This window comes from Bradyrhizobium sp. USDA 4472 (genome assembly GCF_054058595.1).
In genome coordinates, this window is record NZ_JBSSAM010000001.1 from 1,154,141 (window position 1) to 1,170,063 (window position 15,923).

Below are 15,923 nucleotides of genomic sequence, written 5' to 3' on the forward strand. Positions count from 1 at the left end.
CCGCTTTTTCCAATCTCTTCAGCGCGAAGTGCAATGGCTACCCGCCGAAAGATCCGACAATGGGACGCTGCGCGTCGCTAGACGGACTAGTCCAAAGCGGGGGTACAGGACCTCGGAGTGGGTTCCCCGGGTGCGTTTCGGTGCGACCCGCGCCGTTCGATGACGATGCCACTATCAGCGTGCGTGTCTCGTACAACCCTTCGCTGCGGCCGTCATCACGGACCCTGCTTGTCCAATTCTCCGAACCTCACTCCAGATGATGATGCTTACCCGAGCCGTGGTGTGCGTCTACTCTAGTGCCGTCACCCTCGCCCGGCCGCGCCTCGCCTGGTCCGTAGAACAGCCGACACTAAAGTTAGCTGAAGTAAAAGTCGACGCTACCGTGCGCGACATCGATGACTGAATCAACGGTTTCGGTCGCGAAATAAGCGCTTGCAATGAGCTTGTAACAACTGCAAGCCTTCTGCTCAAGGCAGCGTCGATCCCGAACTTGCAATACGCCACGCGTTTTTTGTATCAATCCTTGCTGTTCGAAGCGGATCAGTGTTTCCGTCACGCCGGGCCGGCGTAATCCCAACATCGAAGAGAGATAGTCATGTGTAATTGGCAGCACATCAGAATCGAGCGCGTCGCGCGCCAAGCAAAGCCAGCAAGCAAGGCGCTTCTCCCGATCATGCCGAACACCGCACAATCCGCTCTGAGCGCAATGCAAGTTTAGCACTTGGGCATGCCGTGCGATATGCGCTCGGACTTCGGCGCATTTGGACAGGACGCGTCGCAAATCCTCGACAAGAATTCTGTGGGCACTCCCAGGAACAAGTACAACAGATTGACGCGTGACAAGATGTCCTCCGGCCAATAGCGAAGCGCCCACCGCACCCTGATATCCGATCACCGCTGTTTCCAGCACGCTTTCCGCCGCCACGATCCTAAGCGAGACGAGACCAGACTCTATGAAATAGACGTGTTCAAGCTGCTTCTTAGGTTCTTGCAGCACCATGCGGTCTTTTAGAACGACTGGCTCAAGGTACTTCCCTATTGCCGCGAGCTCTTGGAGAGAAATCCTCGCAAGTATTCCATTTTTTACAAAAGTCCGCGTGCCGGAACGCGCCGCCTCGGGGCGTTGAAGTATTCGTGTTATATGCGATGACTGATTTACCCGTGTCGCTTCGGAGCTATCTCGCCCTCCGACAGCGGAAAGAAGATGATCGTTCATACTGCGATCCATCTATTTAGTGGGTTAAATTTTTGCTGGTCAACCCTTTGCCAAACCACAATTGGAAATCTAGCAGGCGATCGCATGAAATTCGTGCAATCAGTCGCCGAGTGGCGATCAATTTCTGCGATAAGCTTGGCTGAAATGACGTATTTCAGCGCACGATGTCTTTCCGCATATCTGAGTTGTAGGTTTGCTGCCTCCGGCCAACTCGGTGGCCGGCAGCCCGCACGTGTTCGAGCGATACGCGACTTCAAGATCGAAAGCCCAGTCAACTCTGCGCACCAGCTCTGAATTTGCCGTCTATAACTGAGCAGCGCGAAGTCCTCGGGGCACATGCCTGCACGTCAAGTCGGGGAGAGAAACCAGGTGGCTCCATCTGAAAGCGCTGTAAGTGCCTCTCCTCGGTACGTCGCACAAACATAACCGTCATAGGCGTGCATGCTAAGAGCTCTGCCAGAGCGGACGAGCAGGAGTCAGGTCGCGACTTAGCAAAAGCTACAACGACGGAGAAAGCCTTTGGCGGCCGGCAATCGTCGCCCTGCTTCGGAGGACAACGGGCCTTTACTGAATGCAACGCGTGGCCGAGAGACAGCAGCATCGCTCGATGCTGGAAAATAGACAGCAGTTGCACCACTCTCCGGGAGGACACTCCTTGTCAACCGGCGCTTCAAATATCTTCGAGCAATTGGACATGCAGGCGCGAGGGAAGGGCGCCGCCTACGGCGGCCAGCTTGCGTGAAGCTCCGCATGAGATCCTGACGGAACGCTGTCTCTGATTTTAGGCGCTTTCATGTTGAAGCGTACCTTCGCCGGAAATTGGCGATACTTCCTGATCTCGTCACACCGTTTCAACATTGCAAATGGTCTAACCATTTTCGCAAAACGGTACCCCGAAGAAGTGGAATGCACTAGCGTCCTTTCATGGGCAAAGTTCCAAGATGGCTGCCAGCATCAACGAGCAAGAACTCGCCGGTGATGTGGGAGGCGCTCACGAGAAAGAACAGCGCGGCTTCGGCCATCTGCTCGGGCGTGCCAGCTTGGCGCAAGGGCGTGGTTTGCTCCATCACCTCTTTCATCTTTTCGTACTCGGGCTCGCCCAGCCCCTCCAAAAGCCAGCGCGTCTGCATGAAGCCGGGGCATATTGTGTTCACCCTGACCGCCGGACCAAACCAACGCGCCAACGACAACGTGAGCGTGTTTAGTGCTCCCTTGGAGGCGACGTAAGGAAGCGAACTGCCCAAGCCCGTCGCGCCGGCATTCGAAGAAACGTTGACGATCGAAGCGCGTTCGCGACTCTCCTCCCACTGCCTCTTCATCGTCGGCCACACCGCACGACTCATCATGTAGGGACCGGTGACATTGACCCGCAGAATACGGTCGAAGTCCTCGACCGTGACCCCCTCGAGGTCACCCTCCCTTTGGAACTTGGTCGTAGCGGCATTGTTGATCAGGCCGTCGATGCGCCCCCACTTCTTCAAAGTCTCGGCGACTAACTTCCGACAATCGGCATCCTGTCCCATGTCGGCCTGCACCATGATGGCATCGACGCCCCGCGCCTTGACCTTGGCGAAGGTCTCTGCGGCCTCCTTCTTGCTCCTACTGTAGTTGATCGCAACGTTCCAGCCCTGGCTTGCTAGATCGACCGCACACGCTGCACCAAGCCCCGTAGCCGATCCGGTCACGATTGCCACCTTGGCCATGCTCTCCTCCTCTTTCAACGCAGATAGAGTCAGCGGCACGCGCTCCGCAGACTGTGCCGAATGCCACTGCTCGACCTTGTCGCGAAGTCGACGGCCAGAGTCATTGAAGACTGCACGTGCGGGTACCACCTCGGCGCTCCCGCTCACGTTTAATATGATTCGATCGTGAAGATTTCTCTTGGTCGCAAGTCGCCGCTTGGCCAGCGCGGTTAACGAGAAGAGATTGCGGTTGGTGTTGCATGGCGAACTCCTGGCAGAGGTGCTAATCAAAAACAAGTTTCAGATTTGGATCAATCACTAAGGCTGGTAGTTGAGACCCAGGGGCGCTTACTTTCGTATCCCGTAGCCAGCTTGTCAAAGAACTCAGCAGCTTTCGCGAACGAGGCTTTGCCGGATTGGCATTAATCGTGCTTCGGTCCCGTAGTCCAACCGGCATTTATGAGGCTCAGAGACGGCCAGGCACGTTCTGCGAAATGCTCGTCTTATCTGAATTACCTGACAATCCGCCTCTACTCCTTAACGAAGATCGCCTGCCACATAGAACGTCAACTTAACGACGAGGCTTACGGCACGTACAGCGCGGTGTAGTTTGCGGAGGGATTGAAATGAAAAATCCCGATTGTCCAAGTACCCATGATATGCGATCTGCTCGACGATGCCGGGAAAGCCCTCGCAGCGTGATCGTGCCTGATCTTCTTACCGGTGAGGAGCGCGAAGAAGTGCTCGACCTGGTTGAGCCATGACGAACTGGTCGGGGTCAGGTGCACGTGCCAGCGCGGTCTTTTGGCCACGCATCTCACGATCATTGGGTCTTCGTGGCTTAATTGTCATGACGAGATGGGCCTCGCGTTCGCGCGGCAGGGCAGCCTCGAAGTCTCAAGGAACTTGCTGAACTCCGCGGTGGGCGGCGACTTACCGATAACCGGCCGGATCGCCGTCGAGGGCGGCGAACAGCGATGTGGTGCCGTGTCTTTTATAATCGTGGCTCCTTCGGGCGACCTGGCCGAGACGCATCGGCAACATCGGTTGACTGCAGTCCAGCGGTTGTATTTGAGACTTTTCCTCAACACACATCGGTGGCGAGTGCCGGCAACGACACGTAATAACGCCGCGCACTTTGGCCACAAAGTTCGGATCGGTCGAGAGCTTTGGTGTCTGCAGCCGGGGGCGGCGTGAGCCCAAGGCCGGCGAGATACGTTGCACCGTCGATGCTGACAAGCCGCTGGCTTTTGCAATACCGCGAGAACTCTATGAGTGGTGTTTCGGGGCAGCTTGCCATCGTCCTTACGATTGGCTTCGATGCGAGCAACGTCACTGGTGCGCGGTGCCCCCGAGCGCGGCTCATCGTGCAGCCGACCACCCGCTGCTCTACAAAGCGCCGCCGCCATTTACCTACGTCCCCCGCTCCAGCCAGCTTGGCCGCTACTTGTTGCGACCGACTTCCGCACCGGCCAGCACGACTCGGGCTCTACAATGCGTGTGACCTGGGACACAGGCACCAACCCGTCCTCAAAGTAGATCGTCGCCGTTTCGACCGAATGGAGCCGGCGAGCAGCTTGGGATATTACATGGTCGGCGCGAGCTCTGACTTGTGCATTACACCTAGATTCTTCCGGAACATCCCAGGCTTACACAGCGTGATCTTGCGGCGCGGTGCATCGACTTCTCTGCCAAAGAGTGCGCCAACTGTTTCAAAAGCTCAGGCCACGTTTCCATCTAAAACAGCTTGCTTTAGACTTCTAGACAAAAAAACCCATCATATGGCTAGGGATCAAGTAACTACGCGGCGGCGCGTGAACCAACTATGTCGGAGAACGATCCGACAATGATTCTCGTCCCCTGAAAAAGGCTTCAGCTTGGTACGACGACCATGTTCGGAATTGACGGTCGATTTCGAAGCCTGACTTACGAAGCAATTGTTAGACCTCCGTCGACGGGAACGGTTACGCCTGTTACCATGTTGGCACCGAAACCGAGATAGACAATGAGGTCGGCGATATCTTGTGGTTCGGCCATGCGTCTCAGCAGAGGCTTTTCAACTCCCGCACGCAGTGTCTCTGCCGGCCAAGGCATCCAGGGGCTGTTAATGTACCCGGGCGCGACCGCATTGACACGTACCTCAGGGGAAAGTGCCCGGGCGAGATTTTTGGTGAGACTTACTACTCCCGCCTTTGCAGCAGCATAGCCCATGCTGCTGCCCTTCAGATCAAAAGCAGCGACTGTTGCAACGTTCACGATTGCCCCCTTTGACGCTTTCAATGCTGAAGCTGCGGTCTTTGAGCATCGAAATACGCTTAGCAGGTTGACCTCAAGGAGAAGCTTCCAAAGCTCTTCCGTCATGAGGTCTAGACGTGCAGGCGGTATAGATTCCCGTACTCCAGGAGCGCCCGCATTATTAACGAGCAAATCTATCCTCTCTAGCGCAGTCAAAGCGTTCGAGACCATCCGTTCGGCGGATGCCGGATCGCCGACGTCCCCCGGAGCGGCGATCACTTTGCCTACCTCCCGCAGTTCAGCAATGGCTTGTGGGCCCCGGGCATCATCGGGAAGAAAGTTGAGGGCGACGACTGCACCGCTCTCGAGAAGCATTCTCGCAGTAGCAAATCCAACTCCACTTGCCGCGCCTGTCACAAGTGCTGCCTTTCCCCTCAAGTCATAGGAAATCATCGACTCCTCCCTTTTCAAGCAACCGCGAGGCTATCTCGGTTTCGGGTGGAATCGCTGCGAAGGCGCGCCCTGCACAGCAGAAATTCGGCGAAAAGCCGGGGGACGTGAGGATTTCAATCGTCGCTCATATCCACATCGATCCAGGTCGGGGCCCGGCCGCGTTGATATGACGCGAACTGCGCCGGAGCGATTTGGCATGACCCTGCTGGCCCGCGATGAGGTTGTGTTAGAAGGTACCGGCACAGCATGGTCAGTGTCACGAATGCCGGCGCCATTCGTGGCGCGGGTGATCATCGGCAATTTGTTGCGGGTGAAGGCAAACCCCAGGCTCACGTCAAGACCGACGAGATCGATGCCGGCACGCTCGCCAGTCTGCAGAGGGAGGATACCTCCCGCAGATCTGGACACCTGACGCGGAGACCGAACGCAAGCGCAGACTGGTGGCGCGGCGGTACCAAATCGTGCGGCTGCGCCAAAACGCGAGCAACAGCGGAGTCTAGCAGACCAAACAATAATACTGACGAGCTCGCCCGCATGAGGCGCCTGCGGTCACCAAGAAGCTCATTGTTTCAGTGCCTGAACGTGATGGCATTAAGTTCGATAGCCTGGATTTTTGATAGTTAGTGCATTCCTCAGGAGTGAAGGCATAGAGTGCATGGCCGATTGCGGCGCAGATCGCGTCGACGGTTCGCGCAGCAGCTTTGCGGAGCAGATGCTTGAGCTTGGCAGCGACCTGTTCGGTCGGGTTCAGGTCGGGCGAGTAGAAGAGTTTGGCGGAGACGGAGCGGGTGAGCTAGGTGTGGAGCCTCAAGAGGTTGTCCTCAGTCAGACCGAGGCGGCTGATCGGGGTTTGTGACTTTATACCACCATGAGGCCGGTGCCAGTTGTATCGATGCAGCCAGATCGGCAGCTCTTGGGCGCGGCGATTGGAGGTTGGATAGGCTTTGGCATAAGCCCATTCCCGTAGTGTGGTTTGGATGAAGCGCTCTGCCTTGCCATTCGTTCTCGGCGTGTAGGGTTTGGTGCGGATGTGCTTGATGCCCAGGTCGCGGCACGCCTCGCCGAAGGCGTGAGATCGGTAGCAACCGCCATTGTCGGTTATGACGCGCGTGACGGTGACCCCAAGGCCTCCATAATAAGCCACAGCCGCCTTGAGAAAAGACACCGCGCTGTCCACCGTCTCGTCCGGTTTGATCTCCGAGAAAGCGACGCGGGAATGGTCGTCAATGCAGACGTGGACGAACTCCCAGCCGACGCCTCGGCTCCTGTTTGGACCACTTGAATCGCCGGTGATGCGATGACCAACCCGCTCGAAACGCCCGAGCTTTTTGATGTCGATGTGAATGATCTCGCCTGGAGACTCACGCTCATAACGGCGCTCCGGCTCGGCCGGTTCAAGATCGCGGATCCGGTTCAAGCCCAAACGACGAAGCACTCGGCTGACCGTGGCTGGCGACACCTTGACCTCGATTGCGATTTGCTGGCCGGTGTGGCGCTGCCGGCGCAAGGCCTCGATAGCCGTGCATGTGGCCGCAGGAGTTTGGCTCGGCGATGAGTGCGGCCTTGAGGGGCGGTCACGCAACCCCTCCACACCGTCCTCACGGAACCGCTGGACCCATTTGGCAACGGTCTTGGGCGTCGTGTTGAACTGGAAGGCCGCGTCAGCCTGGCTCAGCCCACCCTCGACTACGCTTCGCACCATCGCCTCTCGACCTTTGGGCGTCAAAGGCGCATTCTTGTGGACGTTCATCTGGTCTCTCCTTGGAACACTGAAGCTTCGCAACCTCAGCTTCCTCGGTTCAGACCAGATGGACAACCTCTTGAGAGACCACAGCTAGGGAACTGTTTTACTCCTATGGCTGCCGAGGTTGTCCAAGACGACGACGTCGCCGAGTCGAAGGGCGGGCAGAAGGACTTTCTCAACAGAGGTGCGAAAGCTCACGCCATCGATCGCCCCTCGATGAAACATGTCGCATCGATCCGGCAGGGCAGCTAGGAAAGTCATGGTCTTCCAGCCGCCGTTCGGAACCTTGGCGTGAAGACTGCTCCCGCGCGGCGCCCATCATCGCAAGTCCGCCATATAGGTCCTGGTCGAGGTCTCGTCGAACGCTCAGCTTTGGCGTGATCTTGGTACTTTGTCCACTGCGCTCGCCGCCTCGCGACCTCGGGTCGATCGCGTTCGCCAGCCACCACCGCTGAGGCTGAGCTTCTCGGCATGCACGAAGTCCCACACCGAGTGGTCGCGACGGGCGAGCTCGGCAAAGAGACCACGAATGAAGAAATCGCCGTGCTTGATCCGCTGCGATAGCCAAACGGCGTGGTCTCCCGAAACCGCCTTCGGCTGGGTGACCGCCCCTGCCCAGGGTCAACGCTGCCGGTCTCATCGACACGATGCATCCAGCCGACGGCGGTGCTGATCGCCCCCCAAACTGCTTGGCGACTCGATTGCAGGACATCCGCCCTCGATCGCGGCTACGACACGTTGACGTAGATCCAGAGAATAAGGCTTGCCCATCCATGCTGGCCTCCTATCGAGCCAGGAACGCTCCTGAATTCAATATTGTGCAGCGACGGGTCGCTTACCGCGCACTCAGATTGACGAGTTCCTCTTCTGTACGCTGACAGCGAATGTCGGCGCCTTTCGATAGATGGCGCAGGGGGGGGGCCTCAACGTCGCAGCGACCGGGAATGCGCACCGAGCAGCGCTCGAAGAAGCTGCAGGCCTCTCCCCGCCCGGAACGCGCAACTCCGGCCGCGGCTTCCTTGAGATATTTGTCACCAATGCGCTCCAGCCAACCTTGCCGCAGCTCGGGCACGGACGAAATGAGGAGATCGGAATACGGATGGAGAGGACGCTGGTGCAGCGCTCCGCGGCTACCATACTCCATCATTTGCCCGGCGTAGAGGATCATCACCTCATCGCACACGGCTTTCACCGTCGACAGGTCATGGCTGATGAACAGGTAGGCAACCCCGAGTTCGCGCTGCAGCTCAGCAAGAAGACCGAGGATCGCGGCGCCGACCACCGTGTCGAGCGCAGACGTCACCTCGTCGCACAGGATCAACGAGGGCTCGGCTGCGAGCGCCCTTGCGAGGTTGACGCGCTGCTTCTGACCGCCCGATATCTCACTCGGGTAGCGCTCGGCTATCCCTGCAGGTAGGCGTACCATATCGAGGAGTTGAGCGACTCGCCGCCGTTGCTTGTCGCCAAAAAGGCCATAATAGAACTCCAGCGGCCGGCCGAGGATGCGGCCGATCGGGTGCGCCGGGTTGAGCGCAGTATCCGCCATCTGGAAGACGATCTGGATGCGCCGCAGCTGTTCGCGCGTGCGCTCGGCCGCGCTGCGCGGAAGCGGTATGCCATGCAGCTCCACCTCGCCTCGCGCAGCGGGCAAAAGGCCGGCAATGACACGGGCGAGCGTACTCTTGCCGCAGCCGGACTCGCCGATGACGCCAAGCGTGCTCCCTGCTTTAATCGAGAGGCTAACGTCCCGCAGCACCGGCGCCGCGGGGATGCCGTCGCGGTCGGCTATGCCATAGCCGGCAATGACGCTCCTCACCTTAATGACGGGCGGAGCCGTCGGCAGCGCGGCAGTGGAGGCCGCGGCCCGAACCTGAGGTTCGGCAGCGGCGAGGAGGCTCTTGGTGTAATCGTCATTCGGAGACGAAAGGATGAGCCCAGTCGCATCGACCTCGCGGATAGTGCCCTCGCGCAGCACAATAATGCGATCGGCTATTTGCGCAACTACTGCGAGGTCGTGGGAGACGTAGACTGCGGTCGTACCGCGCTCCTTGATCGTCTTCTTGAAGACGCGCAGCACCTCGATCTGCGTCGTGACATCAAGGGCCGTGGTCGGTTCGTCGAATATGACGAGCTTCGGCTCGGTGACAAGCGCCATCGCTGCCAGCAATCGCTGTAGCTGCCCACCCGAGACCTGGTGCGGATAGCGCTCGCCGACCTGCTCCGGATTGGACAGGACGAGCTCGCGAAACAACGCGAGCGCCTTCGCCTCGGCAGCGGCCACCGGCATCACGCGGTGTATTTGCGAGCTCTCAATGACCTGCTTGAGGAGCGGGCGCGCCGGGTTGAAGGAGGCCGCCGCGCTCTGTGGCACATAGGCGATATCCCGGCCGCGTAGGGACGCTAGCTCGCTTTGGCTCATGGCAAGCACTTCGCGCCCGTTGAAAGTGATGTTCCCGCCGACGATGCGCGACCCCGGGCGGGTATAGCCCATCAGCGAGAGTGCGATGGTCGTCTTGCCGGAGCCGGATTCGCCAATGAAGGCGACGACCTCGCCCGGCTCAACCGCGAAACTGACATCCTCGACGATAGCGAGATTACGCCCATAGTCGTCACGCGCCATCACCCGCAGGTTCTCGACTTTTAAGAGCGGCGCCATCTCAGTTCTCGCCGCTCAAGGACCAGCGGCTCGGCAAATTGTCGATCAGCAGATTAACACCGATCGTCAAGGTCGCGATGGCAACCGCCGGCACGACTACCGCGAGCGCGCCATCGGCCAGTCCGGTGATGTTCTCGCGGACAAGCGAGCCCCAATCGGCATTCGGCGGCTGCACGCCGAGACCGAGAAAGGAAAGACTAGAAAGAATTAGCACCGTGAAGACGAACCTCAGGCCAAAATCAGTCAGTACCGGACCGGCGATGTTCGGCAGGATCTCTTGGCGGATAAGGTAGCCCGTTCCCTCTCCCCGGGCGCGCGCCACCTCGACGAAATCGAGCGTGTTCACGTTGATGGCGAGCGCGCGCCAGATGCGGAAGGCGCCGGGCGTATAGATCATGGCGGCCGTCCCAATTAGCACCGGGATCGACGAGCCGAGTGCGGCGATAATCACGAGGGCAGCCATCTTGCTCGGGATCGAAATCAGCGCATCGAAGAAGCGGCTGAGGGCCGTATCGACGGGCCCGCGCGAAACAGCGGCCAGCATGCCGAGCGTGCCGCCTAAGAGAACGGCGAGAATAGTCGCCGTCGCGGAGACACCGACCGTGTAGGGCGCGCCAACCAGGACGCGGCTCATCACGTCCCGCCCAAGAAAGTCGCTGCCGAGCGGGACCGCCCAGCGCATGTGACCGAACACGTCGTCATCGACTAGCGCGCCGGCATCATGGGGCGCGACATAGGGTCCGATGATAGTCATGATGACCCAGAAGACGACGAAGCCCCCGCCAACGATACCGGCGAGTGGCAATCGGGGGCGGCGTCGAAGCTGGCTTCGTGATTCGACGGCTATGATTGTTTGATCAGCGCTCATCGGTAACGAAGCCTCGGGTTGGATAAGATGCCGGCGATATCGGCGAGCATCACGAGGAAAAGATAGGCGGAGCAAAATATCATTACGCAGGCCTGAACGAGCGGCATGTCCCGAGTCGAGACAGCATCGACGAGAAGGCGCGCGAGACCCGGATAATTAAAGATTATTTCGACGATGATGGTACCGCCGAGAAGATAGGAAAGACTAAGCGCGACTGCATTCGCGATCGGACCGATGGTGTTCGGTAGAGCGTGCATCAGCACGACCCGCATTGGCCGCGCCCCCTTGAGCACCGCCATCTCGATATAGGGCGAGCGCAGTGTGTCGACGACAGCCGCGCGCGTCAGGCGCATCATCTGCGCAATCATCACGCAACTTAGTGTGAACACCGGTAGCGCGAACAGGCGAAAGAACTGGCCGAAGGAGACGATCCCGTCCGCGTAGGACAACGCCGGAAACCAGCGCAGATGCACGGCGAATACGATGACGCTCAGTGTTGCGATCAAGAATTCGGGCACCGCTACGATGGACATTGTGAGCAAATTTGCGACGCGGTCCAAAGCGCTGCCGCGCCAGATTGCCGAGGCAATGCCGAGGGCGAGCGCGATGGGCACGCACACGATCGCCGTCACACCGGCGAGCATCAGCGAGTTCGGAAGACGGCTTGCGATCAATCCAGCCACCGGCAGCTTGTTTGCCAGCGATCGGCCGGGGTCGCCCGAGAGCAGCCCGCCAAGCCAAAGGAAATAGCGCACATAGGCGGGCTGATCGAGGTGCAGAGCGTGGCGTAGGCCTGCCACGGCTTCCGGTGTCGCGTTTTGCCCGAGCACCGCCTCTGCTACGTCGCCCGGCAGGATCTCCGTACCAGCGAATACGGCAACGGAGACGAAACCGAGCGTCAGGATCGCGATCACGATCCTGCTTGCCAAGAGGCCAACCAACGTATTCTTCATATTTGCCGTCGTCCCAGTGCCAAGCTCTGAGTGCTCGGCGCCCGCTCAGAACATGCCGTAACCAAGGTCATTGGTCGAGCCAAATATTGTCGGCGAAATTGTATCCCATCATGCCGCCGGTCGGAATTGGCCGCAGTCCCTTCAGGTTGCTGACATGGGCGTCGAGATAGCTCGCAAACACTGGAATGCAAACACCGGAACCTTCGTGCACGAGACGCTGCATCTCGGAATATTTCTCGCGACGCCTTTCGTTGTCGGTCTCCGCACGAGCCTCGAGCAGAAGCGCGTCGAAACGCTCATTGCGCCAAGCGCTTTCGTTAAATGGCCCTTGCGAATAGAAGTACTGAGTGAATGTAAGATCCACGCTCGCTTTCGGCGGGATGCTACTGAAGAAGATTGGGTGCTTCGCCCAGTGGATCGACCAATACCCATCGGCCGGTACGCGCTGCAATTGGAACTTAATTCCAATCTGCTGGCCGACCTGCTGCAAGACCTGCCCCAGCTCCTCTGAGTTTGGCGCCGCGGGGGATACCACTATTGGGAAGGCTTGGTTGGCGAAGCCGGAGCGCTGCAGATGGAAGCGCGCCTTGTCGAGGTCGAAGGCGCGCTGGGGCAGCCTCGCATCGTAGAAGCGGTTGGTTGGGTCAATCGGCTGGTCGTTGGCGATCACCGCGTACCCCCGGTAGACTGTTCGGCGAATTTGCTCGCGGTTGAACATGCGCTTTAAGGCCAGCACGAAGTCAGGATTTGATCCGGGCTCTTCGGCGAGGCGGAGGACGAGATCATGGTATGCTCCGCCCTTAGTCTCGAAGAGTGCAAGGTTAGAGGCTGAGATTACGCGCGGCACCAGGCGCGGACTAATTGTGCCGACGAACTGCATGTCTCCCGCGAGTAGCGCGTTGACACGCGCCTGGTCGTCCGGAAGGCCGAAAAGCTCGATCTCGTCGAGATAGGGCTTGCCGGGCTTGAAGTACTCCGCGTTTCGCACCGCGAGCGAGCGCACGCCCGGCTGAAATTCCTGGCACTTGTACGGGCCGGTGCCATTCGCCGTTCGGAAATCAGTGGCGCCGTCCTTGACGATCACGCATTGCCAGTTGCCGAAGATGGTCGGCAAGTCGGCGTTGGGACCGCTCAGTCGGATGCGTACCTCATTCGGCCCGGTAGCCACAATCTCCTCCATAGGCGCAACGAGGGTACGCATCGCGGAGCCGACTGCTGGATCCTTGTGGCGTCGCAAGGAATAGACCACGTCGGCGGAGGTCAATGGAGACCCATCATGGAAGCGCACATCGCGACGCAGCTTGATATTCCACACCGTGGCTCGTTCGCTGGGCGCTATTTCCTCGGCGAGGTCGAGTTGCGGGGTCAGAGTCTCATCCAGCGTAGTGAGCCCGTTGTAGAACATGAAAGCGCGCGAAAAGTCAGTTTGAGTCAACGCCTTAGCCGGGTCCAGCGTCTCCGTGGCCGAGCTCCCATTGGTGCCGACCTTAATCCTACCTCCACGCCGCGGGGCTTCCGCATGCGCCGTCTGGGCGAACATCGCGAACGTGCCAGCGGCGGCGACTGACATACCGGCCGAAACGAGGAGGTTCACCACGTCCCGCCGCGACGCTCCGCGCCGAACCGCCTCGCCTAGGCGCAGCACATCGCCGGTGACCATTTCGTCTTTCCTCAGTTCTTGTAGATCGGACATCGATCACTCCTCCTGGCGATTGCAAGGCAGGCTCGTTCAGCTCGCCGAATTCTGGGTTGCGGCCTATTCTGACTCCGCGACCTAGGTCGACAGAAGGCTTTTTGTTTCCAAAATATTATCAGCCCGTAGAGCTGAATTTCATCAATAGGACATGGTGGGGCGACGAAATAATGCGCTAAGTCCGAAGAACCGTTAATTGCGACGCTCCTCCCGCTACAGGATTGTCCAATCCCTCGGCTGGAATAGAGGACCGCGGCGGCCCGATCGCGCTGCTGATATTCTCACTCCGCCAAGTAGGCCATTAGCTCCGGGTACCCGGGCTAGGTTTAGACGCGGAGGCGCGCGTCATCGCCGAGCGGATCGGTGAAGATCGGCAACTCAAGAGAGCACGGGGCAAACCAAAGGCGCGATACGTACCGATCACACCGGCATGCAGTTGAAGCCGCCGCTCTGAGCTTCATGCCAAGCTAGTTAGTTGACCTGCTCCGGAAATCAGCTCGGGTCGTCTGTGATTCGTCACATCGCTTATTCTCCGCCGAGAAAAAGACCACATCGAACGGATAATCGAAGGCCTATCGCTCCTTGCCGCAATTCCTCATGCACACAGGCTCGAGGTTGCTTTCAACCGTAAGAGCGACGAACCCGGCAACCACATCGTCGTAGTCGAATACGGTGAGTTCAAGGGCGAGACAGAACTCGCAGCGAACAAGCGCATGAACTATAGCAGAAAATCAATCAGTCGAGTACGCCCGCTTCGTGAGTTGCGGTTTTCCGCCGACCACGGGTCTGACTGGCGCGCAGCCTCCCTTGGTCGGCAAAAATACGCGATTCAATTGACCTCGTACTCGTTGCTGCTGTGAACTTGACATCTCCAAGCTTACGGGTAGCCCTCGAGGATCGTTATCGTTGGAAAAGACCAAACTGGAAAGTGTCTCGTACTATCTCGCTCATCGGTGACTGGTAGCTCGATGTATGTTCGCGAGCTGCAGTGATTGAGTCTCAAAGCAATGAATTGCCTTTGCGCATCTAAACAGTTTACGTTTTTGGACGGCGCAGCAAGACATGAGCTTTTCTGCAACACTTCTGGGCCAGACATCTAGATCAAGTGCTCTCGGTTCTCTCCGGCAAGCACGCGCTTCACCGTCCCTGAGAATTGCTCGATGATCGCGCGCAAGCCGGCACGCCTTAGCCCCTCTCTGGTGCGATAGTCGACGGCCTTGATCGTCCTTTGGCGCATGAGCCGCAGTGCGAACAAAGCAGCGGGAGCTGCAGCTTTTCTGTGATGGTTGGTATGCATTTGCTCGATCTCCTCTACTGAGACCGGTGAAATCTCGAGATAGCCAGCGCTAACCGCTCCATTGAGCAACTCTTCGCCGACCAGCGTGCGAACAATAGAGACGTTTATTCCCGGCGCTTCAGCGTAAACAGGCTTCCCGTTCTGAAGGATCCAACCATCGGGAACGGAAATGTCCGCGACTTCACCCACTCCATCCGGGCAGATTTTGCAGCGAAACGGGAGTTCGTAGCCGAATTTACCCATGTGCCAAGCGTCTGGATACGGCAAGTCGTAAGCGGTTCCATCGCGGGTCTGCACACGCAGCGGCCCAGGCCATCCTTCCCCACGATATCGAAATACGGCGACTTCCGACTCGTCGAGGCCGTGGTGGCGAATTACGGCCTTCGCGATGTGGACGGAGTGGACACCCCCACAGAAGTTGCTCAACTTGTAGGGGATCAGCCGCTCGATCCGAGGGTCGATCCGCGCGAGAGCACGAACGGCCGAGATGTCGCAGGGTTTGCCAATCACGGCGAACCGCTTACCTTCCTCAAGCAGCCGGTGCACATTGACGAGAGGCGACGATGGGCCATAACGAGACTGAGCACCGCGCAGGACTTCATCCGGCGTCCTGGAGATCGTAGATGTCGTCAGCCACGGCTTTCGACTGTCGGCCCGTACATGCAGAACCGCTTGTACGTCGCCGCTAGTAAGTAGATATCGGCCCAGAGCCGTCAGTGTGCCGCCCGCGGCACCTTTGTGACGGACGATCGGCTCGCTCGACCAGGACCTGTATATCTCGCGAACGGGTCCCCAAATGGGATGAGTGGTGATGCCTTTTGGTGTGCCAGGTCCATAGACTGATACTCCCGGACAGACAGCCATAATCTCCTGCTTTTTATGGGCCGCAAGGTCACCTCGGACAAGCGGCCGCATATTGCCTTCCACGTTGATGCCCATTGATATCGCACCGCCAGCGATACTCGCGCACAGACCACAGCCTGCGCACAGGCCAGCGCCCACCACATCCTCAACATCTCGGGCTGGTGCGACGAAGGTTTTCCTGCCGAGCAAGTGTTTGCGGGTCATTGGGTCCTCTGAAGTGTTGCGAAGGCTGCCTGAGCCCGAGCGGGATTGGTACAATCGC

The 15,923-nt window shown here is 58.8% G+C and carries 9 protein-coding genes and 1 pseudogene; all 10 read right to left on the reverse strand.

Features of this window, described 5'->3' with window-relative positions; all coding sequences use genetic code 11:
* Positions 1-355: 355 nt before the first annotated feature.
* The gene (locus ACVWZ4_RS05265) at positions 356-1,216 is read right to left on the reverse strand and encodes a Crp/Fnr family transcriptional regulator (RefSeq protein ID WP_456701656.1); all 861 of its coding nucleotides are present in this window, start codon (positions 1,214-1,216) and stop codon (positions 356-358) included.
* A gap of 911 nt (positions 1,217-2,127) precedes the next feature.
* A complete protein-coding gene (locus tag ACVWZ4_RS05270; RefSeq protein WP_456701655.1) occupies positions 2,128-2,919 on the reverse strand; it encodes an SDR family NAD(P)-dependent oxidoreductase in 792 nt (263 codons plus the stop codon).
* 1,905 nt (positions 2,920-4,824) lie between these two features.
* Complete coding sequence (locus ACVWZ4_RS05275) at positions 4,825-5,586, reverse strand: SDR family NAD(P)-dependent oxidoreductase (RefSeq protein WP_456701654.1); 762 nt, start codon at positions 5,584-5,586, stop codon at positions 4,825-4,827.
* A 616-nt stretch (positions 5,587-6,202) separates the two neighbouring features.
* Positions 6,203-6,373 (reverse strand): annotated as a pseudogene (locus tag ACVWZ4_RS05280) (IS630 family transposase); the annotation flags it as partial.
* 6 nt (positions 6,374-6,379) lie between these two features.
* Positions 6,380-7,336, reverse strand: coding sequence for an IS481 family transposase (locus ACVWZ4_RS05285; protein ID WP_456790054.1), 957 nt, complete (start codon positions 7,334-7,336; stop codon positions 6,380-6,382).
* Between the two features lie 829 nt (positions 7,337-8,165).
* Positions 8,166-9,986: an ABC transporter ATP-binding protein gene (locus ACVWZ4_RS05290; RefSeq protein WP_456701652.1), complete on the reverse strand. Its 1,821-nt coding sequence runs from the start codon at positions 9,984-9,986 to the stop codon at positions 8,166-8,168.
* Between the two features lies 1 nt (position 9,987).
* Positions 9,988-10,740: an ABC transporter permease gene (locus ACVWZ4_RS05295; protein ID WP_456701651.1), complete on the reverse strand. Its 753-nt coding sequence runs from the start codon at positions 10,738-10,740 to the stop codon at positions 9,988-9,990.
* A gap of 110 nt (positions 10,741-10,850) precedes the next feature.
* A complete protein-coding gene (locus tag ACVWZ4_RS05300; protein WP_456701650.1) occupies positions 10,851-11,807 on the reverse strand; it encodes an ABC transporter permease in 957 nt (318 codons plus the stop codon).
* 67 nt (positions 11,808-11,874) lie between these two features.
* Positions 11,875-13,500 carry an ABC transporter substrate-binding protein gene (locus ACVWZ4_RS05305; protein WP_456790055.1) on the reverse strand — a complete coding sequence of 542 codons (1,626 nt, stop codon included), beginning with the start codon at positions 13,498-13,500 and terminating at the stop codon, positions 11,875-11,877.
* Between the two features lie 1,096 nt (positions 13,501-14,596).
* Positions 14,597-15,865 (reverse strand): Coenzyme F420 hydrogenase/dehydrogenase, beta subunit C-terminal domain, encoded by a 1,269-nt coding sequence (locus ACVWZ4_RS05310; RefSeq protein ID WP_456701648.1) that lies wholly within the window; start codon positions 15,863-15,865, stop codon positions 14,597-14,599.
* Between the last annotated feature and the right edge of the window lie 58 nt (positions 15,866-15,923).

Excerpts from the sequence above, each read along its gene's own strand:
- ACVWZ4_RS05265 (WP_456701656.1), bottom strand. The coding sequence starts at position 1,216 with ATGAACGATCATCTTCTTTCCGCTGTCGGAGGGCGAGATAGCTCCGAA.
- ACVWZ4_RS05270 (WP_456701655.1), bottom strand. The coding sequence starts at position 2,919 with ATGGCCAAGGTGGCAATCGTGACCGGATCGGCTACGGGGCTTGGTGCA.
- ACVWZ4_RS05275 (WP_456701654.1), bottom strand. The coding sequence starts at position 5,586 with ATGATTTCCTATGACTTGAGGGGAAAGGCAGCACTTGTGACAGGCGCG.
- ACVWZ4_RS05285 (WP_456790054.1), bottom strand. The coding sequence starts at position 7,336 with ATGAACGTCCACAAGAATGCGCCTTTGACGCCCAAAGGTCGAGAGGCG.
- ACVWZ4_RS05290 (WP_456701652.1), bottom strand. The coding sequence starts at position 9,986 with ATGGCGCCGCTCTTAAAAGTCGAGAACCTGCGGGTGATGGCGCGTGAC.
- ACVWZ4_RS05295 (WP_456701651.1), bottom strand. The coding sequence starts at position 10,740 with ATGACTATCATCGGACCCTATGTCGCGCCCCATGATGCCGGCGCGCTA.
- ACVWZ4_RS05300 (WP_456701650.1), bottom strand. The coding sequence starts at position 11,807 with ATGAAGAATACGTTGGTTGGCCTCTTGGCAAGCAGGATCGTGATCGCG.
- ACVWZ4_RS05305 (WP_456790055.1), bottom strand. The coding sequence starts at position 13,500 with ATGTCCGATCTACAAGAACTGAGGAAAGACGAAATGGTCACCGGCGAT.
- ACVWZ4_RS05310 (WP_456701648.1), bottom strand. The coding sequence starts at position 15,865 with ATGACCCGCAAACACTTGCTCGGCAGGAAAACCTTCGTCGCACCAGCC.